Source organism: Acidiluteibacter sp. (genome assembly GCF_055129545.1).
On the sequence record NZ_JBSRUB010000014.1, the window covers coordinates 1 to 22,949 of the forward strand.

Genomic DNA, 22,949 nt, shown 5'->3' on the forward strand with positions numbered 1-22,949 from the left:
AGACTTTCAAGAATTCGTGCAAGAAGACTCGTATATCCTCGTTTTGTCCATTGAAGTTTTGCAATACATTGAAGAAGATACCGCACTTCTTGATAATATATATCTCTCATTAAAACCAAATGGAACCATTTTACTTTCTGTTCCTACTTGCTATTCTGAGTTTGACTTATTTCCGATACGATCCCAGAAGTCCACAATGACCCCGGTGCGAAGAGGATACAAAAAGTTGAAATTATTGAAAAAAGTGAAAGACGCCGGCTTCAAAGTCGAGTACTCCTCTTTCACTTATGGGAAAGCAGGTAAATTAGCTTATAATCTATCCATTCTGTTTCCACTAAAAGCATTACAGCTTGCAAAAATATTTGCAATCCTTTTACCCTTTTATTTGGTTATCTTTCTACCCATTTCTCTTTTGCTCAATGTATTTGACATGTTGATCAAGAAAACAAGAGGAGAAGGCATCATCATTAAGGCCGTTAAGGTATAAAACACGTTTATCAAGCCCATTGAATTTACCATTACATATCGCTCGTAAATACCTTTTTTCGAAGAAAACGAAAAACATCATCAACATCATTTCTTGGATCTCGATGCTCAGTATTGGTGTTGGAAGTTTGGCGCTGATTGTGGTTCTTTCTGTTTTCAATGGCTTGCAAACGTTGGTGGAATCCATGTATGAATCTTTTGAGCCCGACATCAAAATCTCGGCTTCAAAAGGAAAAACCATTGATCTTTCGTTATTTCCGTTGGAGGAAATTGAACAAATGGAAGGAGTGATTCACTATTCAAAAGTTATTGAAGAAGTAGTTGGCGTAAAAAATGGCGAAAAGCAATGCATCGCTACCATAAAAGGAGTGGAACAATCTTTCATTGAAATGTCTCATTTGGACAGTGTACTATTGGATGGAACAGCTGTTTTAGAAAGCAATGGAGTTAATTTCGCCATCGTTGGATATGGAATTGCTGTCAGACTATCCATGTACCTGCAAGATGGAGAAAATCTGAGTATTTACATTCCCAAGCGCGGAAAAGTAAGCTCTCTCAACTTAACATCCGCTTTTACCTTCAAGCAAATTACGCCCTCTTCTATCTTTTTTATCAATCCAGACATTGACGATAAATACATTGTGGTTCCTTTGGAATTTATTCAATCTTCGTTGGATTATGAGAATAAGATTACTTCTTTGGAGCTGAACATCTCCGACAAAAATCAGCTAGAAGCAATACAAGAAAAACTTCAACAAAAATTAGGCACCGACTACAAAGTGGAGAACCGCTATGAAATGAATGCGTTGCTTTACAAAACCAATCAAGCCGAAAAGTGGATCACGTTCATGATACTTGCATTCATTTTATTGATTGCTGCTTTTAACATCTTGTCTTCTCTAACCATTTTAATAATGGACAAAAAAGAAGACATCAAGGTATTGAGAAGTATGGGAGCCAGCAAAAAGCTCATCCAGAAGATATTTTTCACAGAAGGAATTTTAATCAACATGATTGGAGCCGGTGGCGGATTGCTTTTAGGAACGGTTGTTTGCTTGGTTCAACAACACTTTGGAATCTTGAAACTATCCGGTGGAATTGTAGAATATTACCCAGTAGAATTACAGGGATTAGATTTTATTCTAATCCTATTTACGGTAATACTTATCGGTGGATTTTCTTCTTACCTACCAGTGAAGGTATTGACTAAAAAACTACTGTAAAACTCCTTCGGCAGCATAATGTGCCTTTATCATTTCAAAAACCTCGAACAATTCTCGTTCCTCATCAAGAGTCACCAATTGCATTCTAAATTCTTTGAAATTGGCGATTCCTTTGAAATAATTCGTGTAGTGGCGTCTCATTTCCATAATTCCATTGCGTTCACCTTTCCACTTGATCGACATTTCTAAATGACGTCGAGCCGCTTCTAAGCGCTCATTAAATGTTGGGGCATCCATTTGCTCGCCAGTCGCTAAAAAGTGCTTTATTTCTCTAAAAATCCATGGATAGCCTATACTGGCGCGTCCAATCATCACGCCATCTACTCCATAGCGCTCTTTGTACAACTTTGCTTTTTCAGGAGTATTTATATCCCCATTTCCGAAAACTGGAATGTGCATTCGTGGGTTGTTCTTTACTTCCGCAATCAAACTCCAATCGGCTTCTCCTTTATACATTTGCTTACGAGTTCGCCCGTGAATAGAAATACCTTGAATTCCTACATCTTGCAATCGCTCGGCAACTTCAACAATGTATTTGGTATCTTCATCCCAACCCAATCGAGTTTTTACAGTCACTGGCAAATTGGTAGACTTTACGATTTCGGCAGTCATGCGAACCATTTTAGGAATATCTTGCAAAATTCCTGCACCAGCACCTTTACAAGCGACTTTCTTTACTGGACAACCGTAATTGATGTCTATAATATCAGGATTGGCTGCAGCCGTTACCTCAGTGGCTTGCTTCATGGATTCTATATCATTTCCGAAAATTTGAATCCCAATCGGTCGCTCATATTCAAAAATATCCAACTTTTGCACACTTTTTACAGCGTCTCTAATTAAGCCCTCAGAAGAGATAAACTCAGTATACATCAAGTCTGCACCTTGTTCCTTGCACAATGCACGAAAAGGTGGATCACTCACATCCTCCATTGGAGCAAGTAATAAAGGGAAGTCCCCGAGTTCTATATTTCCTATCTTTGCCACTGACTATTTTTTACAAAATTACTAAATCAAACACATCCATTTGAAAACATTCCAAGATATCGTATCCAAGCTGTTAATCCTTTTGGGAATTTGTTTAATAGCCGGAAGTGTCATTTCGTTATTGAGTATTTTTTTAGTGCCGTATATTTTCGATATTCCATCTGATAGTGCCCAAGAAATATTCAATCACGCCTCTAATCCAATGTATGTTGGTGCGCTGAAATTTATTCAGTTTTTCAATTCTATTGGATTATTCGTCATTCCACCATTTTTGTATGTGTTGTACATTAAGGAAAAACCTTTGGACTTCTTGAATTTGAAGAAATCGGTGCACATTCGAACCATTATTTTTCTTGCACTAATATACGTGATTAGTATTCCTGCTATGGAATGGTTGATTACATTCAATAGCAAACTAGATTTACCAGACAGTTTAATTCAGCTAGAACAATGGATGAAAGCAACCGAGGAACGCGCTGCAGAAGTGACCAAAGCATTTTTAGTAATGAATGGGATTGGTGACTTAATCATCAACTTAATCATCATTGCCATAATTCCAGCCATTGGGGAAGAGTTGTTGTTCCGTGGAGTTTTACAACGGCAAATCAACATCTGGAGTAAAAATGGACACCTAGCCGTTTGGATAGCAGCATTTGTTTTTAGCGCCATCCATTTGCAATTTTATGGCTTCTTACCACGATTAATATTAGGAGCCTTGTTCGGTTACTTTTATTTGTGGAGCAACAATTTATGGGTTCCAATCATTGCGCATTTCATCAACAATGCTTCTGCTGTGATGATTAGTTATTACATGGGCACTCCGGAGACAGACATTCAGCTAGAAGCTATGAATCAAAATGGAAGTGAAATGTATGTCATTATTTCGTTGGTGATTCTGTTCTTAACTCTAAAACGTTTTCGAGAGAATTTGCAACTTCCGGGGGTTAGTAAGAACGTGGAGTAAAAACCAAAAAGCCTCCAAGAACATAAAATTCTTGGAGGCTCTTTTAAAAGTATCCATGTTGATTAGCTCAAAGAGCCAATCATATCTTCTGGCTTCACCCACTGGTCAAATTGATCAGCTGTTAGGTAACCCAAATTGATTGCTTCTTCTTTCAAAGTCGTTCCATTTTCATGAGCCGTTTTTGCAATTTTAGACGCTTTGTCGTAACCAATATGGGTATTCAAAGCAGTCACCAACATCAATGAGTTGTTCAAGTTTTTCTTGATGTTCGCATAGTTTGGTTCGATACCTACTGCACAATTCACATCAAAAGAAACACAAGCATCACCAATCAAACGAGCAGACTCTAATAAATTTTTCGCCATCATTGGTTTGAACACATTTAATTGGAAATGTCCGTTCATTCCACCAGTGGTTACCGCTACATCGTTTCCTACTACTTGAGCACAAACCATTGTCAATGCTTCACACTGAGTTGGATTTACTTTACCTGGCATGATAGAAGAACCTGGCTCATTCGCAGGAATATTAATTTCACCAATTCCACATCTAGGTCCGGAAGCCAATAAACGAACATCATTTGAGATCTTCATCAAACTAACCGCCATTTGCTTTAACGCTCCGTGCGTTTCTACCAATGCATCGTGTGCAGCTAATGCTTCAAATTTATTTTCAGCAGTAATGAAAGGCAATTCACTGAACTCAGCGATCTTTTTTGCGACTAACTCTGCATATCCTTTAGGCGTATTAATTCCTGTTCCAACAGCCGTTCCACCCAAAGCTAATTCAGCCAAGTGAGGCAATGTATTTCTCAATGCTTTTAATCCGTGATCCAACTGAGATACGAATCCTGAAAATTCTTGACCGACAGTTAAAGGAGTGGCATCCATTAAGTGAGTACGACCAATTTTCACAACGTCCATAAATTCTTTTGCAATTCGATCCAATGTATTTCTCAACTGCTCTACTCCTGGAATCGTAGTTTCTACTACCATTTTATAAGAAGCGATGTGCATTCCTGTTGGAAAAGTATCGTTAGATGACTGTGATTTATTCACGTCATCATTTGGGTGAATCATTGTTTTTCCTTCGCCCAACTTATTTCCAGCAATAACGTGTGCTCTATTGGCAATCACTTCATTGGTGTTCATATTTGACTGCGTACCTGAACCAGTTTGCCAAACCACCAATGGAAATTGGTCGTCTAACTTACCTTCTAAAATCTCATCACACACTTTAGAAATTAAATCTCTTTTCTCAGTATCTAACACTCCTAACTCGCAGTTAGTGTGTGCTGCTGCTTTTTTCAAATAAGCAAAACCCCTCACGATTTCGATTGGCATCAATTGCTTCGAATCGCCAATTTTAAAATTATTACGAGATCTTTCTGTTTGAGCTCCCCAGTATTTATCAGCAGGAACTTTCACTTCACCCATGGTGTCTTTCTCTATTCGGTAATCCATTTTTATTGTATTTTTTATGATTTAAAGGATACTATTCTTAAAAATTGATTAAAATTGCAGTCACAAAAGAAATCAAATTATGTTTACAGGAGGATTTTTACTTTTCTTAGCCATTTTCGGCCTTGCGTTTTGGGTATTAATATTCTTATCTGCATTTGCTTTACCTTATGCTATCACTATGTATGTGATTGAAAAGATGAAAGGCAAAAAAGCTGAATAAGCTTATTTTACAGCAATTCCAATACATTTTCAGGTGGCCTTCCTAAGACCGCCTTGTTTCCTTTTACCACAATCGGCCGTTCAATTAGCTTTGGATTTTCCAACATAATGGTAATCCATTCGTCTTCCGTAAAGTTCGAATTCTTAAACTTTTCTTTATACACTGCTTCTCCTTTTCTCAACAGTTGAGACGGTTGAATATGCAATTTTGATAAGATCAATTTCAATTCTTCTCGAGTTGGAATTTCTTTTAAATACTCCACGATCTCAACATCTACACCAGCATCTTTTATCAATGCTAAGGTTTCTCTACTTTTCGTACAACGTGGGTTGTGGTAAATTTTCATAGTTTATATTTATTTTCCGCCACCGTACTCCATTAAGTAAGCCTTAATAAATGGATCTAAATCTCCATCCATTACATTGTCTACATTAGAAGTTTCGTGACCTGTTCGTACATCTTTAACTAACTTATAAGGATGCATGACATAGTTTCTAATTTGAGAACCCCACTCAATTTTCTTCTTTTCAGATTCAACTTCAGCGCGCTTCTCTAGTTTCTTACGCATCTCCAATTCGTACAATTGAGATTTTAGCAACTGTAATGCTTTCTCTTTATTCCCCAATTGAGACCGTGTTTCTGTGTTGTCAATTATAATTCCAGTCGGTTTGTGGTGCAATCGAACTCCGGTTTCTACCTTATTCACATTCTGCCCTCCAGCACCACCCGAGCGGAAAGTATCAAAATAAACGTCAGCAGGATTAATATGAATTTCAATAGTATCATCTACCAATGGATACACATAAACAGAAACGAAAGAAGTATGACGCTTCGCATTACTGTCGAAAGGAGAGATTCTCACCAAACGATGAACTCCATTTTCTCCTTTTAAATACCCATAAGCAAACTCACCATCTATCTCTAATGTAACCGTTTTTACACCCGCCACATCTCCTTCTTGGTAATCGAGTTCTTTGATTTTGCAATTGTGCTTATCGGCCCATTGCAGATACATTCGAGTAAGCATTGCTGCCCAATCACAGCTTTCCGTTCCACCTGCTCCTGCAGTAATTTGAATCACTGCACTCAACACATCCTCTTCTTCACTCAGCATTTTCTTAAACTCTAACTCTTCGACTACCTCAGTGGCTTTATCAAAAGATTGTTGAAGTTCGTCTTCAGTAGCCTCTTCTTCTTTATAGAATTCATAGATCACCTGTGCATCGTCCACAGCAGCTTTTGAAGCTTTGTAGCCATCCGTCCAGACTTTTTGATCACGAATTTGTTTCAGAAATTTTTCAGCAGCTTTTGGGTCGTCCCAAAATTCAGGTAATTGCGTCCGCTGTTCGTCTTCAGCAATTTGTATTAATTTATCATCGACGTCAAAGATACCCCCTTAGCGCTTCCACACGCCCAACAAGCTCTTTGATGTTATCTTGAGTTACCATATCGGTTAGTTAGTAAAATGAGTGTGCAAAATTAAGCCTTATCGATGAATTTAAATGGCTAAATAGTTGTTATTTTAGCAATATAATTTCATCCATTTTACAAATGCCAACCCCGGAAGAAAGACGTGCGTTAAGAAGAATTAAACGAATTCTTGTTCAGGAACAATACCGTATAAATCCTCCAATAAAGCCTAAAATTAGAAAGGACAATATGGGCGGAGTGCATGTTTTAATGGTTCTGGCATTATTCGTCGGTCTAGGAATGATTGTAAGTATTGGTTCCATTACGGTAATTACAGTTTGGGGAATCACAAAAATCTTTGCATTTGTTTTGGCTATATCATTGCTGATTCCAATCAAGTGGTATCGTAAAAGACTTACAATGAATGTTTATGAGTTTTTTTTGTTGAGTTTGTTGGGATATGCGCCATTCATTACTGGACTGTTTTTCAGTATTAATTACTTCAATCGGACTAATTTTCATATAGAAACTTACTCGATTCAATCCTTAGAGCGCGGCAAATTCTATTCTGATATACATTTAAAAAACGATACCTTAAGCGAATATGTCCTACTCACCAGTTTCGACAACCGAGATTCTGCCTTTTACAAGGGTAGAAGTAAAATGAGGTATGAATTAGAAGAGGGCGGATTGGGATTAAAAATATTACTTGACAAACGAGCTATTCCTTAAAAAGTTCGTCTAACACATCGATAATAAAAGAACTTTCATATCCTTTTTGTGCAGCAGTTCTATATAGCTTTCCTTTGAGCTCGTAGCGCTCATTACTCGCCAAATCTTTTATCGACTCCGGCATTTTCTTGTCAATAATCTTTTCTAAGGCTCTCTTGTAATCATCCATTTTAATTTGTTCGAAAGCCTCTTGAATCATCGAATCACTAATCTTATGAAATTTCAAACCTTGACGAATCTTAATTTTTCCCCAAGACTTTACATTAAACTTTCCCCTAGCATAAGCCATAGAAAATCGTTTATTCGATACAAACCTTGACTCAATCAAATCATCCAATACACTATCAATTATTTTTTGATCAGCTCCCCATTCTCTCATTTTTCGCTCCATTTCCACTTCACTGCGCTCTCGATACAAACAAAACTTTTGTGCTTTGTCTAGAACTTTTTCAGGAGTTAAAGGGTTTTGAAAATGATTCATCAGTTGGGTAATGGTAACTTTGTTCAAATTAACAGAAATCGACTAGAAAAAACGGCATAAATCACCATGAAAAACAAAAAAGCATTGTATGCCCTTCTCACCGCAAACGCTATTTCTCAATTTGCTCAAGGGATTAGTATGTTGGCCATTCCATGGTATTTTGCCAAGCAATTAGGAGAAGCATCGTTTTTTGCTACATTCTATGCGATTGCTACTTTTGCAACCTTATTTTGGGGATTATATGCTGGGACTTTAATTGATAAATTCCCAAGAAAAAATATTTTCATCGGACTATGCTTAGTTAGTTTTACAGTACTCACCTTTGTTTCAGGTTATGGATTTTATAGCGGAGCAGTTCCTATGACCTTGGTTGCATTGGTGTTTTGTTTTACTATTTTCAATTACAACATCCATTATCCTACTTTGTATGCTTTCGGACAAGAAATAACTGAGAAGGAACATTATGCTAAAACAAACTCACTACTTGAAGTAATCGGACAAACAACCAATGTACTTTCAGGTGCGATGGCAATTGTGTTGATAGAAGGGCTGAACTTTTCTATTTTAGATTATCCCATTCAGATTGAGGCTTGGAGTATTCAAAAAATATTTGCGCTTGACGCAAGTACCTATTTAGTTGCGATGATACTAATTAAAGGCATAAAATACATTCCTACCGTTGAAAAATTAAAAGTGTCTAAAGAAAATGCATGGGTAAGATTAAAAGAAGGTGTGCAGTTTCTAAAAGCTAATCCATTAATATTTGTCTTCGGAAATGCGTCCTACACTGTTTTCATTTTTGTGTTGGTTTCCACTCACCTTTTGTGGCCAATGTATATTGATCAGCATCTACAAGTATCCGGCGACATTTATGCTTCAACAAAAGTACTTTATGCTCTCGGAGCAGTTTTATCAGGCGTATTTATAACGAAAGCATTAAGAAGGTGGAATACGATTTCATCGGTGATTTTATTAATGAGTATTTCCGCAATTGCATTCTTTATTCTAAGTATTTCTCAGTCAGTGGGCGTACTTCTTTTCTTGGGGATCTTCTTTGGAATCACAAATGCAGGTGTTCGAATTCTGAGAGTTACGTATCTCTTTAATCATATTCCCAATCACATTATTGGCAGGTCGAACAGCGTCTTTCAAAGTATCAATATTTTCTTAAGATCGGTCTTCATCGGACTGTTCTCTCTCGCATTTTTTAGCGATGGCTCCAATATTATTTGGGCATTTGGAATTGCAGCAATTGCAGTCGTGCTGTCTATACTGCCACTAGTGGTATTCTATAAGAAGTTGGTTGATTGGAAGTCTACTTCAGACTAATCTCCTCATTTAAAGCATCATGAAAATGATACTCTAGGAATTCATAAGAATCTGAGGCGTGGATTTTCACCCACTTCTTATACTTCATGAACCATTGACGCTGCACAGAGTAGAAACCTTTTGTAAGGTATGCTTCTATAAACGGATGTACATGCAAACTGATTCGTTTTTGATTCAATTGAGTTAAAATATAACGCAAGTTATTTTCAATCTCATCAATTAATAAAATAGTTGCTTGAGCTTCGCCTGTTCCATTGCAACATGGACAAGTTTCAGCAGTACGAATCTCCATTTCTGGTCGAACACGCTGGCGGGTAATTTGGATCAAACCAAACTTAGAAGGAGGCAACACAGTGTGTTTTGCTCTATCATCTGCCATTGCTTCACGCATCACTTCAAATAGTTTCTCGCGATTCGCGCCGTCTTTCATATCAATGAAATCAATTACGATGATTCCACCCATATCTCTCAAGCGCAACTGTCGAGCTATTTCATGAGCCGATTCAATGTTTACTTCCAAGGCATTTTGCTCTTGGTTCTCCATTTTTCGGCTGCGTTGACCACTATTGACATCCACAACATGTAAGGCTTCGGTATGCTCAATAATCAAATAAGCGCCTGATTTCATCGTCACATTTTTCCCAAAAAGCGACTTAATCTGCTTTTCTAGTCCAAAGTGATCAAATATTGGAGTGGTTTTGCGATACCCTTTTACAATGCTTTCTCTTCCGGGTGCGATACTGGCAATGTATTCTTTTAATTCTTGTTGGATATTTTTATCATCCACGTAGATGTTACTAAACTGCGCATTCATTAAATCACGCAACATAGCAGAAGTCCTACTTAGCTCCCCTAGCACTCGCATTGGGGGTTTTGAAGACTTCAGTTTCTGAAAGGCCTCTTCCCACTTTTCGTAAAGGTTATTGAGGTCTCCGTGAAGGTCAGCTACCTTTTTATTCTCAGCTACCGTTCGGATAATTACTCCAAAACCTTGTGGTCGGATGCTTTGAATTAAACGCTTCAAACGAGTTCGTTCGTCGCTACTTTTAATTTTTTGTGAAACAGAAATTCTATCAGAAAAAGGGACTAATACTAAATACCTTCCTGCAATAGATAGTTCAGCACTCAATCTAGGACCTTTCGTAGATATAGGTTCTTTTGCAATCTGCACCAAGACATTTTGATTGGCCACTAATAGATCACTAATCTTCCCAGTTTTTTCAATCTCAGCTTCGAACTTAAAGTCTTTAAGTGCAGCAGCTGATATTTTTTTAGTAGCAACTCCTGTTACATATTTATTCAATGAGGAAAATCTAGGGCCTAAATCCAAATAATGAAGAAAGGCATCTTTCTCATAACCAACATCAACAAAAGCAGCATTCAATCCGGGCATCACTTTTTTGATGCGGCCCAAATAAATGTCACCAACAGAAAAACTATTATTGCTTTTCTCCTTATGAAGTTCCACTAAAGCTTTGTCTTTCAATAAAGCAATTGTAACTTCAGTAGGAGATGAGTGAATAACTAAATCCAAAACCATATTTACGAATAATCACAAAACACAAGAAACCCAAGGCATTTTTATGCAGGGCTTTACACTTGTTCTCAATAAGTTAGATGTTAAAAAATTCCGGCTACAGAATCTGTAGCCGGAAGCTTATTACTTCTTCTTCTTGTGTCTATTCTTTCTTAAACGCTTTTTACGTTTGTGGGTAGCCATCTTATGTCTTTTTCTTTTCTTACCGCTTGGCATATCTTTTAATTTATGTTATTATTCTACTTTTTTATCTTCAACTCTTCAATATAAGTATCCACTTGTTGGATCACCAACGGATCTTTTTGAAAAGATTTGTACTTTTCTAAATAACTAAGCCCTTTTTCTATTTCTCCCATTTGCACATACAAATCAGTTAAATATAAATAAGCCTCAGCATTTTCAGGGTCAATTTCTAACACTTTATTGAATCGCTGAATAGCTTTATCATATTGTGTTGATTGAATTGAGAAATAACCTAAGTTGATCAGCGCGTCTATATTGTTAGAATCTGCTTCCAACACTTCCATTAGAATACCAATTCCTTTCATTGGCATTTCTCCTAACTGACCAGCACCTTCAACGTAACAAACTCCAAGAGCTGTTTTCGCCTGTAAATTAGAAGGATTCATTTCCAACACTTTCTCAAAAGCTTGAATGGCTTCTTCAATCATTACACGTTGATTGCTTTTAGCAAATCGAAATGTCTTAAAAAAAACATCTCCAGCTTGCGTCCAATCTTCTTCGGTATTTGTAAGAACTGCTTTTTCCTTAAAAAACTCCGCCATCAAGACGGGTTGTTTTTCGGAGCTGGCAAAATTAATCAAACTATCTAAGATAATTAACTTTTCTTCTAAGCTTTTCGAGTTTGACAATTGATTTTCTAAATCTGCCACCTTTTTCTTAGCTGATTCATCCAATTCAACGCCCTCTCTTATATCATGATTATGGGACTCTTCGTGATTTTCAGACAGCACGACATCTACTTCCTCTTTTGCACCGCTTTGAATTTTTGGAAGTACGAAAAGTATTAAAATAAAGAAGCCACCAAACAATATGGTGGCTATCTGTGCTTTATTAAGCTTTTTCATTTCAAAAAAATGAGTCTCCTTATGGCTTCACATTAGTTTTTACTCTTTCTACAAAGCTCTTAGAAGGCTTAAATGCAGGAATAAAGTGCTCAGGAATAATCATTGTAGTGTTTTTTGAGATGTTTCTTCCTGTTTTCTCAGCTCTCTTCTTAGTAATAAAAGAACCAAATCCTCTCAAGTAAACATTTTCACCTGCTTCTAGAGAATTTCTAATTGCTTTCATAAACTCTTCAACTGTAGATTGAACAGCTACTTTTTCGATTCCAGTGTTTTCTGAAATTGTCGCTACGATATCAGCTTTTGTCATTTTAATATAATTTTATAAATAAATAATTGGTTAAACTCGAACTTTGCAAGTCTGTTTTCGTGCGCAAATATATAACATTATTTATTTGAAAAAAACTGATTTTAGGATTATTAACGAAATTAATTTTTATACCCCATTGAGATACAACAAGCTAATGATAGAAAAAAACTTAAAAAAATGGTACGAGAAGCACCACAGAGACTTACCTTGGAGAAACACCAAGAACCCTTATAAAATATGGCTTTCAGAAGTTATTTTGCAGCAAACTAGAGTGGAACAAGGGCTAAATTATTACGAAAAATTTACTACAAAATATCCCACAATTCAGGCCCTTGCAGCTACCTCAGAAAATATAGTTTTAAAAGATTGGGAAGGATTGGGATATTACTCTAGAGCAAGAAACTTACTCTTTACTGCTAATTTTATCTGTGAAAAATTAGAAGGAAAGTTCCCAAACTCCTACAATGAAATAATAAAACTAAAAGGAATTGGCCCTTATGCTGCTGCAGCAATTAGCTCATTTGCTTTTGAAGAAGAAAGAGCGGTGGTGGATGGAAATGTCTATCGCACCTTGAGTAGAATTTTTGGCATTAGCACCCCAATTGATAGCACAGCAGGCAAAAAAGAGTTTCAAGCATTAGCCGATGAACTCATTAAAGGTGAGAAACCATCCATTCACAATCAAGCTATGATGGAGTTTGGAGCGCTACAATGCACTCCTAAGAACCCTGAATGCGGAAGTTGTCCTTTCAATGAGAATTGTTTTGCATTCAAACATGATTTAATTGCTGAATTGCCGGTAAAATCAAAAAAGACAAAACAGACAAAACGGTTCTTTACTTATTTGGTGGTTAGTGATGGGAAACATCTTATGCTTAATAAAAGATCAGAAAAAGGAATCTGGGCCAATTTGTTTGAATTTCCTGTCATTGAATCTGCAAACGAAAAAGAGCAGCTTGCAATTCAGCAAACTGATGGATGGAAAACCTTGGTCAATCAAACCAATGGGATTGTTCAATTTAAAAGTAATACTTACAAACACATTCTTAGTCATCAAATAATTTCAGCAGTTTTTTTCGAAATAAAACTATCCGAAATGCCGCTCCTCACCGACAAGGAGAATCTAATAATCAACAAATCCGAATTAAATCAATATGCGCTTCCTAAATTGTTGGTAAACTACCTTTCTGATAGAGATGATTTACTATCTTTGTTAAACGATAATTAGATAATTTATAGTCAGATGGCAGGAGTAAACAAAGTAATCTTAGTTGGAAATTTAGGCAAAGACCCAGAAGTAAGACACCTTGAAAATGGGGCAGTTGTAGCAAACTTCTCTGTGGCTACGTCCGAATCTTACAAAGACAAAAATGGCGAAAGGCAAACTCAAACTGAGTGGCACAACGTAGTTTTGTGGAGAGGACTGGCTGAAATCGCAGAAAAATATTTAAAAAAAGGTAACCAAGTTTACATTGAAGGAAAGTTGAGAACACGATCTTGGGATGATAAAGATGGTGTAACCAGATATACTACTGAAGTAGTTGGAGACAACATGACTATGTTGGGTTCTAAAAGCGATAACAATACAAGTGGAGGAAACTCCTCATCTGATCAAAAATCAGATAATAGTTCTCATAGTAATAAAGAAGAAACTGAAATTGAAGAGGCGGACGAATCTGATGATTTGCCGTTCTAAATTTTATCCTATAGCCTCATTTTAAAATTTGTGGCTTAAGGTAGTATTAACGAATTATTCTCCAATTGGAAGAACCACCGGAACAGATTTTACTTTCCCTATCTCAAAGCATTATCAGTCACCCTATATCATTTGAGGTCATTGTCTCATTGATTGTTATGGCTGTACTTTTAATATGTTCAGCTTTAATCTCAGGATCGGAAGTTGCCTATTTCTCTTTATCTACCACTGAAATTGATCGATTAAAATCGTCAAAAGATCGAACTGAAATACGCATTATAGAATTATTAGAACGACCCAAAAGACTACTTGCCACCATTCTTATTGCCAATAACTTCATCAATGTTGGAATTGTAATATTATCTACCTTCATCGTAGATGGTCTGTTCACCTTTACCAATTACAAGCTAAAATTTTTCATACAAGTTGTAGCTGTCACTTTTGTTTTGCTGCTTATCGGTGAGGTAATTCCCAAAGTATACGCTACTCGAAAATCAGAGAAATTGGCAGCATTCATGGCAATTCCAATTTTCTACATCCAGTTATTGGTTCGCCCAATCAGCTCTATATTAGTACAATCAACTAACTTTATAGACAAGCGAATTAAAAAGAAGAGCCATAACATTTCTGTGGGCGAGCTCTCTCATGCATTAGAGCTATCTTCAGACGAAAATGACAACAACGACGAGCAAAAAATCTTAGAAGGAATTGTAAAGTTTGGAAATACTGAAGTTAAACAAATCATGACCTCTCGTATAGACGTAGTTCCAATTGACATTACTGCCACTTTTAAGGAGGTTATTGAAATTATTTTAGACTCCGGATACTCAAGAATCCCTGTGTTTAAAGAAGATTTTGATCACATTGAAGGGGTACTTTACATCAAGGATTTATTGCCTCACTTAGAGAAAGAGGATTTCGATTGGTCAAGCATGATCAGAAATCCATTCTTTGTTCCTGAGAATAAAAAAATTGATGATTTATTGCGTGAGTTCCAAAGCATGAAAATTCACTTGGCCATAGTTGTTGATGAATATGGTGGCACATCAGGAATTGTAAGCTTAGAGGATGTTCTAGAAGAAATTGTTGGTGAAATTAGCGATGAATTTGATGATGATGATTTGGTATATTCCAAAATAGATGACTTCAATTATACTTTTGAAGGAAAGACGCCACTAAACGACGTTTACCGAATTTTAGAAATTGATGCCGAAGAATTTGAAGAAAACAAAGGAGAGGCCGAAACCTTGGCAGGCTTCCTTATTGAATTAAAAGGTAAAATTCCTAAAAAAGGAGAGAAGGTAAAATTTAGCAATTATCTATTTACCATAGAAGCAGCTGACAAAAGGCGTGTAAAACAAATCAAGTTAACCATAGAAAATCGTTCAGAAGATGCACAACAGAACTAAGCATATCAGTTGGTGTACTTTGGTTTTTTTATCGATTATTTTCACGAGTTGTGGAGACGATACAATGCCCAAGCCTACAGGTTATTTTAGAATTGATTTACCCGAGAAAGAATACCGGCCAACCAATGATAGCATTCCTTTTCCATTTCAATTTGAATTGCCACAATACGCAGTAATCAACCTGCAACGAACGAAAGAAAGCCCAAACTTTTTTGACTTGGATTTTACAAGATATGGAGCTAGGATACACTTTAGCTATATCGCAGTAGATAGTAATGCAAATCGCTTGTTAGAAGAAAGTAGAAGATTAGCATATGAACATACGGTGAAAGCACAAGAAATTAACGAAGAATTAATCCAAAACGAACCTTTTAACGTTTATGGAACTTACTATTCCATCAAAGGAAATACTGCATCATCCGATCAATTCTTTATGACTGATAATGCCAACCATTTTTTAAGAGGCGCACTGTATTTTAGTGTTGCACCTAATCCAGATTCAATTGGCCCGGTTCATGACTTTATCAAAAAGGACATCATACACTTAATTGAAACTTTTAAGTGGAAAAATTAATTTCTGGCTGTTGCGAAATTAAATCGATGAACCACAAAAACTGTGGTACCTAATAAGAAAAAAGCTCCTAGTTGATGAGCAACCCCTAACCAAACAGGCACAGCCATTAATAATGTTATGATTCCTAACAAGAATTGAAATGAAACAGTAGCCAACAATACATTGATACCAACCTTTTGAGTTGAATCCAACTCCAGCTTCTTAGCTTTAAGAAAGATAAAAATCACAGTTCCCACTACGATGTATGCCAAATATCGGTGTATAAATTGAACTCCGCCAAGACCTTCAACAAAGTTGTGCCAAAACGGCTGCATTGCAGTTACAGAATCTGCTATCCACTGATCTCCCATTTTGGGCCACGTATTGTAAACCTTTCCTGCATTTAACCCCGCTACAAAAGCTCCCCAAACAATCTGAATAATAGTAATACCCAATAAAAAGAAAGCCGCAGATTTCAATGGATGGCTGATTCTATTCTGTCGATTCGGATAAATTAATCCCAATGCCACCCAAAAAGTATAAGCAAAAGTGATGAAGGCAGTTATCAAATGCATGGCTAATCGGTAATGGCTCACATCTGGATTCTTATTTAATCCACTTTTCACCATATACCATCCCAAAAAGCCTTGAAAACCACCCATAAACAAAATGATTAAAAGTTGATAAAGCAACTTCCTATTCACCATTTTTCTAGCTAGAAAATATATAAATGGAATGATGAACACCAAGCCAACTACTCTACCTAACAGGCGATGTAAGTATTCCCAAAAGAAGATCTCTTTGAATTCCTCCAAAGTGAAATGAGAATTAATCAATTGATATTCGGGGAACTGTTTGTACTTTTCAAAGACTACTGACCATTGTACATCGTTCATCGGAGGAAGCGAGCCCATCAATAAATTCCATTCCACCATAGACAAACCAGAGTTGGTCAAACGAGTGACTCCACCAATTACCACCATTCCGAAAATGAAAAAACAACCGGTAAACAGCCAGATGATAATGGGTCTTTTAGATAGTTCTTGCATCGATCTAATTTTTTGCCAAAATTAAGAAAGAAACAAGTTTAAAGCAGGAAAGTTTTCGGTTTTAGAACTAAAACGACGACATAAAGTAAGTGATAATATCAGGGAGAGAAATGTTCAATCGTTCTGTTTTTGTTTTTTGAGGTTCCACATTTGCCGTTTTAATCACTTTATTAACCGCAGTATAATCGAGTTTAGAGGCATCAGTTTGGACAGTATCTTTAAAGTTCGCTATACTTTTAGCATTTGGAGTATCTATAGAAAAATCAGCTGCATTAAGGTTCAATAAGAGTGTTAGAACTCCTAAAAAAATCACAAAATAAACCTGATTAATTCGTCTCATAATGAATCTCCTAAAATCACTTCCCTCAAAATTATACAAATAATTGATTCGAATAATTATAATTGCGAATAAATTCAGTTTAAGTTGATTTGAAGGGCTTACATTTGCACACTTATGAAATTTTTTGATTTAGACAAGCCCATCACACAATGGATTTTACTGCTACTACTAGCTTTTGTTTGGGGCAGTTCTTTTATCTTAATGAAAAGAGGACTTGAAAGTTTTAATAATTTACAAGTGGCATCCCTAAGAATAGCAATCGCCTATTTTTTCCTCTTGCCAATAGCACTCAGAAACATCCGTAAAATCAAAGGTAAATATTGGGGATACTTAATTATTGCAGGGTTATTAGGAAATGGAATTCCTGCGTTTCTGTTCACCACAGCTCAGACTCAAATCAGTAGTTCCTTAACTGGAATGTTAAATAGTTTAGTTCCTCTTTTTACTGTATTAATTGGCTTAATTGCATTTGGATTGCAGTTGCGTATCAAGCGGTTTGCCGGCGTTTTACTAGGATTGGTTGGCGCGATTGGATTACTCTCAGTGCAAGGATTAAATTTTGGAGACAGTAATTTAGCTTATGCACTATTGGTTGTGCTTGCTACAATTTGCTACGCCACGAATATTAACTTCATAAAAACATACTTAGGGCCAATTAATTCAGTGGATATAACCGCATTTGGATTTTTCTTTTTAGGCCCTCCGGTAATAGTCTATTTGTTCATGAGTGATTTCTATCAAATTATTCAAACAGACCCTGAAGCCACCACAAACTTATTCTACATCGCATTGCTGTCTATTTTTGGAACTGCCTTAGCTGTCATTCTCTTTAATATTCTGATTAAAAAAGTATCTGCTGTCTATGCCTCCTCGGTTACTTACATCATTCCGGTCTTTGCATTAATGTGGGGATTTATAGATGGAGAAGTGATAAAAGGGATGCATCTTTTTTGGATAACTATTATTTTATCAGGCATATATATAGTAAATAGAGAAAACCTGAAGCTGAGTAGAAAAGCAAAAAAAGAACTTAAACTACAGAATTTAAACAAGTAGTTGTTTCCTTACTTTTTATTTGTATTTTTGTGCTCCAAATTTTTATTAACAAATAAAGCTGTATAAGATGTACGCAATCGTAGAGATAGCAGGGCAACAATACAAAGTAGAGAAAGATCAGCAGATTTTTGTTCATCGATTGGAAGGCGAAGAAGGCTCAAAAGTTGAGTTTTCAAATGTTCTTTTAACTGATGATGGCAAAAATGTTTCTGTTGGCGCCCCAGCTGTAGAAGGAGTTTTAGTGTCTGCAAAGATTCTTGAGCACCTGAAAGGTGATAAAGTTATCGCCTTTAAAAAGAAAAGAAGAAAAGGTTTTAGAAAAAAGACTGGCCACCGCGAGTACTTAACTAAAATTCAAATTGAAGCTATTGGAGCTGGAACTGCTAAAAAAGCAGCACCGAAAAAAGAAGCTAAAAAAGAAGAAGTGGCAGCTGAAAAGCCAGCAACCGAAGCTAAAAAAGCGGCACCAAAAGCAGCACCAAAGAAGACAACTGCTAAAAAAGCAGATGATTCAGAAAAGTAATAGTACGAACGATATTAAAATCAAAACGTCATGGCACATAAGAAAGGTGTAGGTAGTTCGAAAAACGGAAGAGATTCAGAAAGCAAACGATTAGGTGTAAAAGTTCACGGTGGGCAATTTGCTCAAGCGGGTAACATCATCGTAAGACAAAGAGGAACAAAACACAATCCAGGTGAAAATGTAGGTATTGGTAAAGACCATACTTTATTCGCATTGAAAAATGGATTAGTTGTTTTTAAAACTAAGTCGAACAAAAAATCTTTTGTTTCTGTTGATACCGAAGGTTTCGAATAAGCTTACTATAAAAATAGTTAAAACTCCTCTCGGCATTGCCAAGAGGAGTTTTTTTTGTTAAATACAATCGTTAGAATAGTATATTTGCACACTTTACTAGAGAAAAATCATGCTACAAGTACAATTTATAAAAGAAAACAAAGCTCTTATCTTAGAACGTTATAAAAAACGGAATTTAGATGCAGAAGAGACGATTGACAAAATTATCCATGCAGATGGCTTAAGAGTGCAGACACAGCAAGAATTAGACAATCAATTGGCTGAAGCCAATACTTTAGCTAAACAAATTGGGGATTTGTTTAAATCGGGCAATGCGGCTGAAGCGAATGGGTTGAAAGAAAAAACAACAGCGTTGAAAGCTAGCAGCTCTGAACTAAAAGAAAATCTTTCCCGCATTGAAGAGGAATTGAAGCAATTGCTATATTTATTGCCGAATGTTCCGAATGAAATTGTACCGCAAGGCAAAAGTGATGCAGACAATAAAATAATAGCTGAGTCAGGTAAAATACCAACTTACACTTTTGAGGCTCTTCCTCACTGGGATTTGGCCAAAAAATATGACCTTATCGATTTTGAATTGGGTGTAAAAATTACTGGTGCTGGATTTCCAATTTACAAAGGGAAGGGAGCTATTCTGCAACGTGCATTAATCAACTTTTTCTTAGATGAGGCAAGAGAGGCCGGATATGAAGAAGTCATTCCTCCTCATTTGGTAAACGAAGCTTCTGGATATGGAACCGGACAACTACCTGACAAAGAAGGACAAATGTATCATGTGGGTATTGACGATTTATACTTAATTCCAACTGCAGAAGTTCCAGTCACTAACATGTACAGAGATGTCATCTTAAAAGAAAGTGATTTTCCGATAAAAAATACTGCCTATACTCCTTGTTTCCGGAGAGAAGCAGGATCTTATGGAAAAGATGTTCGTGGATTAAACAGATTGCATCAATTTGATAAGGTAGAAATTGTACAAATTCAACATCCAGACAAATCATACGAAGCGTTGGATCAAATGGTAGATCATGTAAAAGGGTTACTAGAAAAGTTAGGATTGCCTTATCGTGTGGCTTTATTGTGTGGTGGAGATTTAGGTTTTACTTCTGTTTTGACATACGATATGGAAGTCTTTTCAGCAGCACAGGAAAAGTGGTTAGAAGTGAGTTCAATTTCTAACTTCGAAACTTTTCAAGCCAATCGACTAAAGTTGCGATTTAAAAATAAAGATGGAAAAACAGAACTGGCACATACATTAAACGGTAGTGCTTTGGCTTTACCTCGTATATTGGCCTCTATTTTAGAAAACTATCAAACAGAAAATGGAATTACTATCCCTGAAGTATTGGTTCCTTACACTAAATTTAAAACTATTGGAGAATGAATAAATTCTTAAAAATTACTTTAATCGTTGGATTCGCATCCCTATTTACAGCATGCTTGTCTAAACAAGATGAAGAAAACTTAGCAAAAGTAGATGAGTTGATTGAGATGACTGACTCGTCAATTGCTGCATTGGAAGCAACTGACAGCACCACGATTTATGTGCATCATGATACATTATTCTCAAACTTGAATTATTTACAAATTCATTTAGTGGATACCATCGAACGAGATATGTTGAAAAAGCTTTCAGATTACAGAGACATCAGGAAAGCATACAGCGCCTACAAAAATGATTTTTCACGTACTTTAAAAGAGGCTCGAAATGAAAAAGAGCAATTGCTAAAGTTGAAGCAAGATATTGAAAACGATATTGTAGACGAAGAGAAGTTTGAAAAATATTTTGAATTGGAAGTTGGAAATGTGAAGGTTCTCAAAGAGAGTGCAGAAAAGCTAACTGTTCGAATTAAAATCTCAGAAGAAATTTTTAACAGATTAGCACCTACTGTTGATTCTTTGAATATTGCTACTAGAAAGAAATTTGAACAAATGAGAAATCAAGAGTGATTTTTAAAACACATATCATAAATAAAAGCATCAAAAGAAGACTCGTTTTTCTTTTGATGCTTTTGCCGTTTATAGGATTTGCTCAAAATAGTATTGAAACTGACATCAGCTTGGCTGAGCAGTTTTATGAAGAAGGGGAAATCGACAAGGCACTAGAGCTTTATGAATCAGTTTATGAAAGAACTTCTTTTCAAAATGTATACAAAGCATTGGTTGACATCTATGTCAAAAAAGAAGACTATAAGGCTGCTGAAAGTCTAGTTAAAAAACGCATGAGGGGTCGAAATGATTCTTATCGATATGAAGTCGATTTAGGGAATCTTTATCGTAAACAAGGCAATGACAAAAAAGCGAACCAAAGTTTTGAGTCTGCCATAAAAGAGGTGCCAGACGGTCAATCCAATTATATTTCTCTAGCAAATGATTTTGCAGCCATTGCAGAATATGACTTTGCCATTGAGGTTTATGAAAAAGCAAAAAAGTCGACTGGTGATGATATTCAATACAACTTTCAGTTAGCCAATATTTACGGCAGAAAAGGCAATACAGAGGCCATGATAGACCAATACCTCGATGTATTGGCGGTTAATGAATCCTATCTACAAAGTATTCAAAATGTATTGCAAACTCTTTTAAATCCTGACCCAAACGGAGAGATAAAAGAGAAGTTAAAAGACAACTTATTGGGACGGATTCAGAAAAGTCCTGACAAAACGATTTATACTGAATTGTTGATTTGGCAATTTATCCAAGACAAGAATTTTAGTGGCGCTTTTATCCAAGCGAGAGCAATTGACAGAAGACAGAATGAAAATGGTACACGAATTTTCTCATTGGCTCAATTGGCTGCGTCCAACCAAGATTATGATGTAGCTATACAATGCTACAATTATATATTAGAAAAAGGCCCTTCTGCCATCTACTACAGTCCATCAAGAATAAGGTTAGTTGATGTGTTGAAAGAGAAAATATTATCCACCAACAACTATACACTAGAAGAACTTTTAAAGGTAGATGTTAGCTACAGAGAGTCTTTAAAAGAACTAGGAAAAAACAGAAAAACAGTTGAGCTGATGGGCGATTACGCTCACTTTCTGGCATTTTATTTAGATAGTTCAGACGCTGCGATAGAGTTACTTAATACAGCAATCAATATACCTGGAGCAGCACGACCAGATGTAGCCGAATGCAAAATAGAATTAGCTGATGTGTATGTTACTCAAGGTGAAATATGGGAAGCCTCTTTGCTTTACTCCCAAGTAGAAAAAGAATTTAAGTACGATGAAATCGGAGAGCGAGCCAAGTTTAAGAATGCAAAAATAGCCTACTACACCGGAGATTTCTTTTGGTCGCAGGCGCAATTAAATGCCTTGAAAGGGTCAACTTCTAAGTTAATTTCAAACGATGCCATCGACTTATCACTTTTGATAACAGATAATGTAGGAGTAGATTCTATCATTGAGCCATTACAAATTTATGCTCGAGCTGAATTGTTGTTGTTTCAAAATAAATCAGCGGAAGCATTAGTTACTTTAGATTCAATTCCAGAACGATTTCCGGCTGCTTCTCTGAACGATGAAATTTTGTATTTAAAATATAAAATCGCTTATAAAAGAAAAGAATACACAGCTGCTGCCGACTTTTTAAGCAAATTAATTTCCACATATGCACTAGATATTTTAGGCGATGATGCCTACTTCTATCTGGCAAAATTGAACGAAGAACAATTAAATAATCCCGAAAAGGCAATGGAGCTGTATAAATCGATATTAACCGATTTTAGCAGCAGCATTCATGTGGTGGAAGCTAGAAAAAGATTTAGAGCTCTTCGGGGCGATGCCATTAATTAGAA

The 22,949-nt window shown here is 36.3% G+C and carries 26 protein-coding genes; 16 read left to right on the forward strand and 10 right to left on the reverse strand.

Going from position 1 to position 22,949, the window contains the following annotated elements; translation table 11 throughout:
* Window positions 1-487 (forward strand): methyltransferase domain-containing protein (locus tag ACTB0X_RS08875; protein ID WP_463024653.1); only part of this gene is annotated, 487 nt, incomplete at its 5' end.
* 19 nt (window positions 488-506) lie between these two features.
* Entirely contained in the window at window positions 507-1,709 is a 1,203-nt protein-coding gene (locus ACTB0X_RS08880; RefSeq protein WP_463024654.1) for an ABC transporter permease, read from the forward strand.
* On the opposite strand, the gene dusB is transcribed toward ACTB0X_RS08880, so the two are convergent.
* Window positions 1,701-2,696, reverse strand: a complete 996-nt coding sequence (gene dusB / locus ACTB0X_RS08885; protein ID WP_463024655.1) for a tRNA dihydrouridine synthase DusB — start codon at window positions 2,694-2,696, stop codon at window positions 1,701-1,703. The genes ACTB0X_RS08880 and dusB overlap by 9 nt on opposite strands.
* 40 nt (window positions 2,697-2,736) lie before the next feature.
* Here dusB and ACTB0X_RS08890 point away from each other — a divergent pair, with 40 nt between their 5' ends.
* Window positions 2,737-3,660 (forward strand): lysostaphin resistance A-like protein, encoded by a 924-nt coding sequence (locus tag ACTB0X_RS08890; protein ID WP_463024656.1) that lies wholly within the window; start codon window positions 2,737-2,739, stop codon window positions 3,658-3,660.
* A gap of 62 nt (window positions 3,661-3,722) precedes the next feature.
* On the opposite strand, the gene fumC is transcribed toward ACTB0X_RS08890, so the two are convergent.
* On the reverse strand, window positions 3,723-5,123 hold the full coding sequence (fumC, locus tag ACTB0X_RS08895) for a class II fumarate hydratase (RefSeq protein ID WP_463024657.1): 1,401 nt from the start codon (window positions 5,121-5,123) through the stop codon (window positions 3,723-3,725).
* A 79-nt stretch (window positions 5,124-5,202) separates the two neighbouring features.
* On the opposite strand from fumC, the gene ACTB0X_RS08900 reads away from it, so the two are divergent.
* Complete coding sequence (locus ACTB0X_RS08900) at window positions 5,203-5,343, forward strand: hypothetical protein (RefSeq protein ID WP_463024658.1); 141 nt, start codon at window positions 5,203-5,205, stop codon at window positions 5,341-5,343.
* A 7-nt stretch (window positions 5,344-5,350) separates the two neighbouring features.
* Here ACTB0X_RS08900 and arsC read toward each other — a convergent pair whose 3' ends face one another.
* On the reverse strand, window positions 5,351-5,689 hold the full coding sequence (gene arsC / locus ACTB0X_RS08905) for an arsenate reductase (glutaredoxin) (RefSeq protein WP_463024659.1): 339 nt from the start codon (window positions 5,687-5,689) through the stop codon (window positions 5,351-5,353).
* A gap of 9 nt (window positions 5,690-5,698) precedes the next feature.
* A protein-coding gene (prfB, locus tag ACTB0X_RS08910) for a peptide chain release factor 2 (protein ID WP_463024660.1) occupies window positions 5,699-6,791 on the reverse strand; the annotation gives its coding sequence in 2 pieces (ribosomal slippage) (window positions 5,699-6,727 and window positions 6,729-6,791; 1,092 coding nt in all).
* A gap of 103 nt (window positions 6,792-6,894) precedes the next feature.
* Between prfB and ACTB0X_RS08915 the strand changes: the two genes are divergently transcribed.
* A complete protein-coding gene (locus tag ACTB0X_RS08915; RefSeq protein ID WP_463024661.1) occupies window positions 6,895-7,485 on the forward strand; it encodes a hypothetical protein in 591 nt (196 codons plus the stop codon).
* Here the strand turns inward: ACTB0X_RS08915 and ACTB0X_RS08920 are convergent.
* Window positions 7,475-7,966, reverse strand: coding sequence for a regulatory protein RecX (locus ACTB0X_RS08920; RefSeq protein WP_463024662.1), 492 nt, complete (start codon window positions 7,964-7,966; stop codon window positions 7,475-7,477). The two genes, ACTB0X_RS08915 and ACTB0X_RS08920, sit on opposite strands and share 11 nt — an antisense overlap.
* Window positions 7,967-8,032: 66 nt before the next feature.
* Here ACTB0X_RS08920 and ACTB0X_RS08925 point away from each other — a divergent pair, with 66 nt between their 5' ends.
* Window positions 8,033-9,295: an MFS transporter gene (locus ACTB0X_RS08925; protein ID WP_463024663.1), complete on the forward strand. Its 1,263-nt coding sequence runs from the start codon at window positions 8,033-8,035 to the stop codon at window positions 9,293-9,295.
* Here the strand turns inward: ACTB0X_RS08925 and ACTB0X_RS08930 are convergent.
* The 3 genes from ACTB0X_RS08930 to ACTB0X_RS08940 all read right to left on the reverse strand — a co-directional run bounded on the left by ACTB0X_RS08930 (window position 9,282) and on the right by ACTB0X_RS08940 (window position 12,227).
* Window positions 9,282-10,835, reverse strand: coding sequence for an Rne/Rng family ribonuclease (locus ACTB0X_RS08930; RefSeq protein WP_463024664.1), 1,554 nt, complete (start codon window positions 10,833-10,835; stop codon window positions 9,282-9,284). The two genes, ACTB0X_RS08925 and ACTB0X_RS08930, sit on opposite strands and share 14 nt — an antisense overlap.
* 236 nt (window positions 10,836-11,071) lie before the next feature.
* Window positions 11,072-11,920, reverse strand: a complete 849-nt coding sequence (locus ACTB0X_RS08935; protein ID WP_463024665.1) for a tetratricopeptide repeat protein — start codon at window positions 11,918-11,920, stop codon at window positions 11,072-11,074.
* A gap of 19 nt (window positions 11,921-11,939) precedes the next feature.
* Window positions 11,940-12,227 carry an HU family DNA-binding protein gene (locus ACTB0X_RS08940; RefSeq protein ID WP_160631118.1) on the reverse strand — a complete coding sequence of 96 codons (288 nt, stop codon included), beginning with the start codon at window positions 12,225-12,227 and terminating at the stop codon, window positions 11,940-11,942.
* A gap of 154 nt (window positions 12,228-12,381) precedes the next feature.
* On the opposite strand from ACTB0X_RS08940, the gene mutY reads away from it, so the two are divergent.
* From mutY to gldD, 4 genes are all read left to right on the forward strand, one after another.
* Window positions 12,382-13,455: an A/G-specific adenine glycosylase gene (gene mutY / locus ACTB0X_RS08945; RefSeq protein ID WP_463024666.1), complete on the forward strand. Its 1,074-nt coding sequence runs from the start codon at window positions 12,382-12,384 to the stop codon at window positions 13,453-13,455.
* Between the two features lie 15 nt (window positions 13,456-13,470).
* Window positions 13,471-13,923 carry a single-stranded DNA-binding protein gene (locus ACTB0X_RS08950; protein WP_463024667.1) on the forward strand — a complete coding sequence of 151 codons (453 nt, stop codon included), beginning with the start codon at window positions 13,471-13,473 and terminating at the stop codon, window positions 13,921-13,923.
* Between the two features lie 158 nt (window positions 13,924-14,081).
* The gene (gene gldE / locus ACTB0X_RS08955) at window positions 14,082-15,332 is read left to right on the forward strand and encodes a gliding motility-associated protein GldE (RefSeq protein WP_463024668.1); all 1,251 of its coding nucleotides are present in this window, start codon (window positions 14,082-14,084) and stop codon (window positions 15,330-15,332) included.
* Complete coding sequence (gene gldD, locus ACTB0X_RS08960) at window positions 15,316-15,906, forward strand: gliding motility lipoprotein GldD (protein ID WP_463024669.1); 591 nt, start codon at window positions 15,316-15,318, stop codon at window positions 15,904-15,906. Before gldE ends, gldD begins: the two co-directional genes overlap by 17 nt.
* Here the strand turns inward: gldD and ACTB0X_RS08965 are convergent.
* Both ACTB0X_RS08965 and ACTB0X_RS08970 read right to left on the reverse strand, forming a co-directional pair.
* Window positions 15,903-16,934, reverse strand: coding sequence for a COX15/CtaA family protein (locus tag ACTB0X_RS08965; protein WP_463024670.1), 1,032 nt, complete (start codon window positions 16,932-16,934; stop codon window positions 15,903-15,905). The genes gldD and ACTB0X_RS08965 overlap by 4 nt on opposite strands.
* A 67-nt stretch (window positions 16,935-17,001) precedes the next feature.
* Window positions 17,002-17,274, reverse strand: a complete 273-nt coding sequence (locus tag ACTB0X_RS08970) for a hypothetical protein (RefSeq protein WP_463024671.1) — start codon at window positions 17,272-17,274, stop codon at window positions 17,002-17,004.
* Between the two features lie 114 nt (window positions 17,275-17,388).
* Here ACTB0X_RS08970 and ACTB0X_RS08975 point away from each other — a divergent pair, with 114 nt between their 5' ends.
* The 6 genes from ACTB0X_RS08975 (at window position 17,389) to ACTB0X_RS09000 (ending at window position 22,947) form a co-directional block, all read left to right on the forward strand.
* Window positions 17,389-18,330, forward strand: a complete 942-nt coding sequence (locus tag ACTB0X_RS08975) for a DMT family transporter (protein ID WP_463024672.1) — start codon at window positions 17,389-17,391, stop codon at window positions 18,328-18,330.
* A 67-nt stretch (window positions 18,331-18,397) separates the two neighbouring features.
* A complete protein-coding gene (gene rplU / locus ACTB0X_RS08980) occupies window positions 18,398-18,853 on the forward strand; it encodes a 50S ribosomal protein L21 (RefSeq protein WP_463024673.1) in 456 nt (151 codons plus the stop codon).
* Between the two features lie 30 nt (window positions 18,854-18,883).
* Window positions 18,884-19,147 (forward strand): 50S ribosomal protein L27, encoded by a 264-nt coding sequence (rpmA, locus tag ACTB0X_RS08985; protein WP_463024674.1) that lies wholly within the window; start codon window positions 18,884-18,886, stop codon window positions 19,145-19,147.
* Window positions 19,148-19,256: 109 nt separating this feature from the next.
* On the forward strand, window positions 19,257-20,531 hold the full coding sequence (gene serS / locus ACTB0X_RS08990) for a serine--tRNA ligase (RefSeq protein ID WP_463024675.1): 1,275 nt from the start codon (window positions 19,257-19,259) through the stop codon (window positions 20,529-20,531).
* Window positions 20,528-21,097 (forward strand): hypothetical protein, encoded by a 570-nt coding sequence (locus tag ACTB0X_RS08995; protein ID WP_463024676.1) that lies wholly within the window; start codon window positions 20,528-20,530, stop codon window positions 21,095-21,097. The genes serS and ACTB0X_RS08995 overlap by 4 nt, the downstream gene beginning before the upstream one ends.
* Complete coding sequence (locus tag ACTB0X_RS09000) at window positions 21,094-22,947, forward strand: tetratricopeptide repeat protein (RefSeq protein WP_463024677.1); 1,854 nt, start codon at window positions 21,094-21,096, stop codon at window positions 22,945-22,947. Before ACTB0X_RS08995 ends, ACTB0X_RS09000 begins: the two co-directional genes overlap by 4 nt.
* Window positions 22,948-22,949: the final 2 nt, after the last annotated feature.

Bases quoted from the DNA above. Each gene is read 5' to 3' on its own strand.
- fumC (WP_463024657.1), bottom strand. From the start codon at position 5,123: ATGGATTACCGAATAGAGAAAGACACCATGGGTGAAGTGAAAGTTCCT.
- ACTB0X_RS08900 (WP_463024658.1), top strand. From the start codon at position 5,203: ATGTTTACAGGAGGATTTTTACTTTTCTTAGCCATTTTCGGCCTTGCG.
- arsC (WP_463024659.1), bottom strand. From the start codon at position 5,689: ATGAAAATTTACCACAACCCACGTTGTACGAAAAGTAGAGAAACCTTA.
- ACTB0X_RS08915 (WP_463024661.1), top strand. From the start codon at position 6,895: ATGCCAACCCCGGAAGAAAGACGTGCGTTAAGAAGAATTAAACGAATT.
- ACTB0X_RS08920 (WP_463024662.1), bottom strand. From the start codon at position 7,966: ATGAATCATTTTCAAAACCCTTTAACTCCTGAAAAAGTTCTAGACAAA.
- ACTB0X_RS08925 (WP_463024663.1), top strand. From the start codon at position 8,033: ATGAAAAACAAAAAAGCATTGTATGCCCTTCTCACCGCAAACGCTATT.
- ACTB0X_RS08930 (WP_463024664.1), bottom strand. From the start codon at position 10,835: ATGGTTTTGGATTTAGTTATTCACTCATCTCCTACTGAAGTTACAATT.
- ACTB0X_RS08935 (WP_463024665.1), bottom strand. From the start codon at position 11,920: ATGAAAAAGCTTAATAAAGCACAGATAGCCACCATATTGTTTGGTGGC.
- ACTB0X_RS08940 (WP_160631118.1), bottom strand. From the start codon at position 12,227: ATGACAAAAGCTGATATCGTAGCGACAATTTCAGAAAACACTGGAATC.
- mutY (WP_463024666.1), top strand. From the start codon at position 12,382: ATGATAGAAAAAAACTTAAAAAAATGGTACGAGAAGCACCACAGAGAC.
- ACTB0X_RS08950 (WP_463024667.1), top strand. From the start codon at position 13,471: ATGGCAGGAGTAAACAAAGTAATCTTAGTTGGAAATTTAGGCAAAGAC.
- gldE (WP_463024668.1), top strand. From the start codon at position 14,082: ATGGCTGTACTTTTAATATGTTCAGCTTTAATCTCAGGATCGGAAGTT.
- gldD (WP_463024669.1), top strand. From the start codon at position 15,316: ATGCACAACAGAACTAAGCATATCAGTTGGTGTACTTTGGTTTTTTTA.
- ACTB0X_RS08965 (WP_463024670.1), bottom strand. From the start codon at position 16,934: ATGCAAGAACTATCTAAAAGACCCATTATCATCTGGCTGTTTACCGGT.
- ACTB0X_RS08970 (WP_463024671.1), bottom strand. From the start codon at position 17,274: ATGAGACGAATTAATCAGGTTTATTTTGTGATTTTTTTAGGAGTTCTA.
- ACTB0X_RS08975 (WP_463024672.1), top strand. From the start codon at position 17,389: ATGAAATTTTTTGATTTAGACAAGCCCATCACACAATGGATTTTACTG.
- rplU (WP_463024673.1), top strand. From the start codon at position 18,398: ATGTACGCAATCGTAGAGATAGCAGGGCAACAATACAAAGTAGAGAAA.
- rpmA (WP_463024674.1), top strand. From the start codon at position 18,884: ATGGCACATAAGAAAGGTGTAGGTAGTTCGAAAAACGGAAGAGATTCA.
- serS (WP_463024675.1), top strand. From the start codon at position 19,257: ATGCTACAAGTACAATTTATAAAAGAAAACAAAGCTCTTATCTTAGAA.
- ACTB0X_RS08995 (WP_463024676.1), top strand. From the start codon at position 20,528: ATGAATAAATTCTTAAAAATTACTTTAATCGTTGGATTCGCATCCCTA.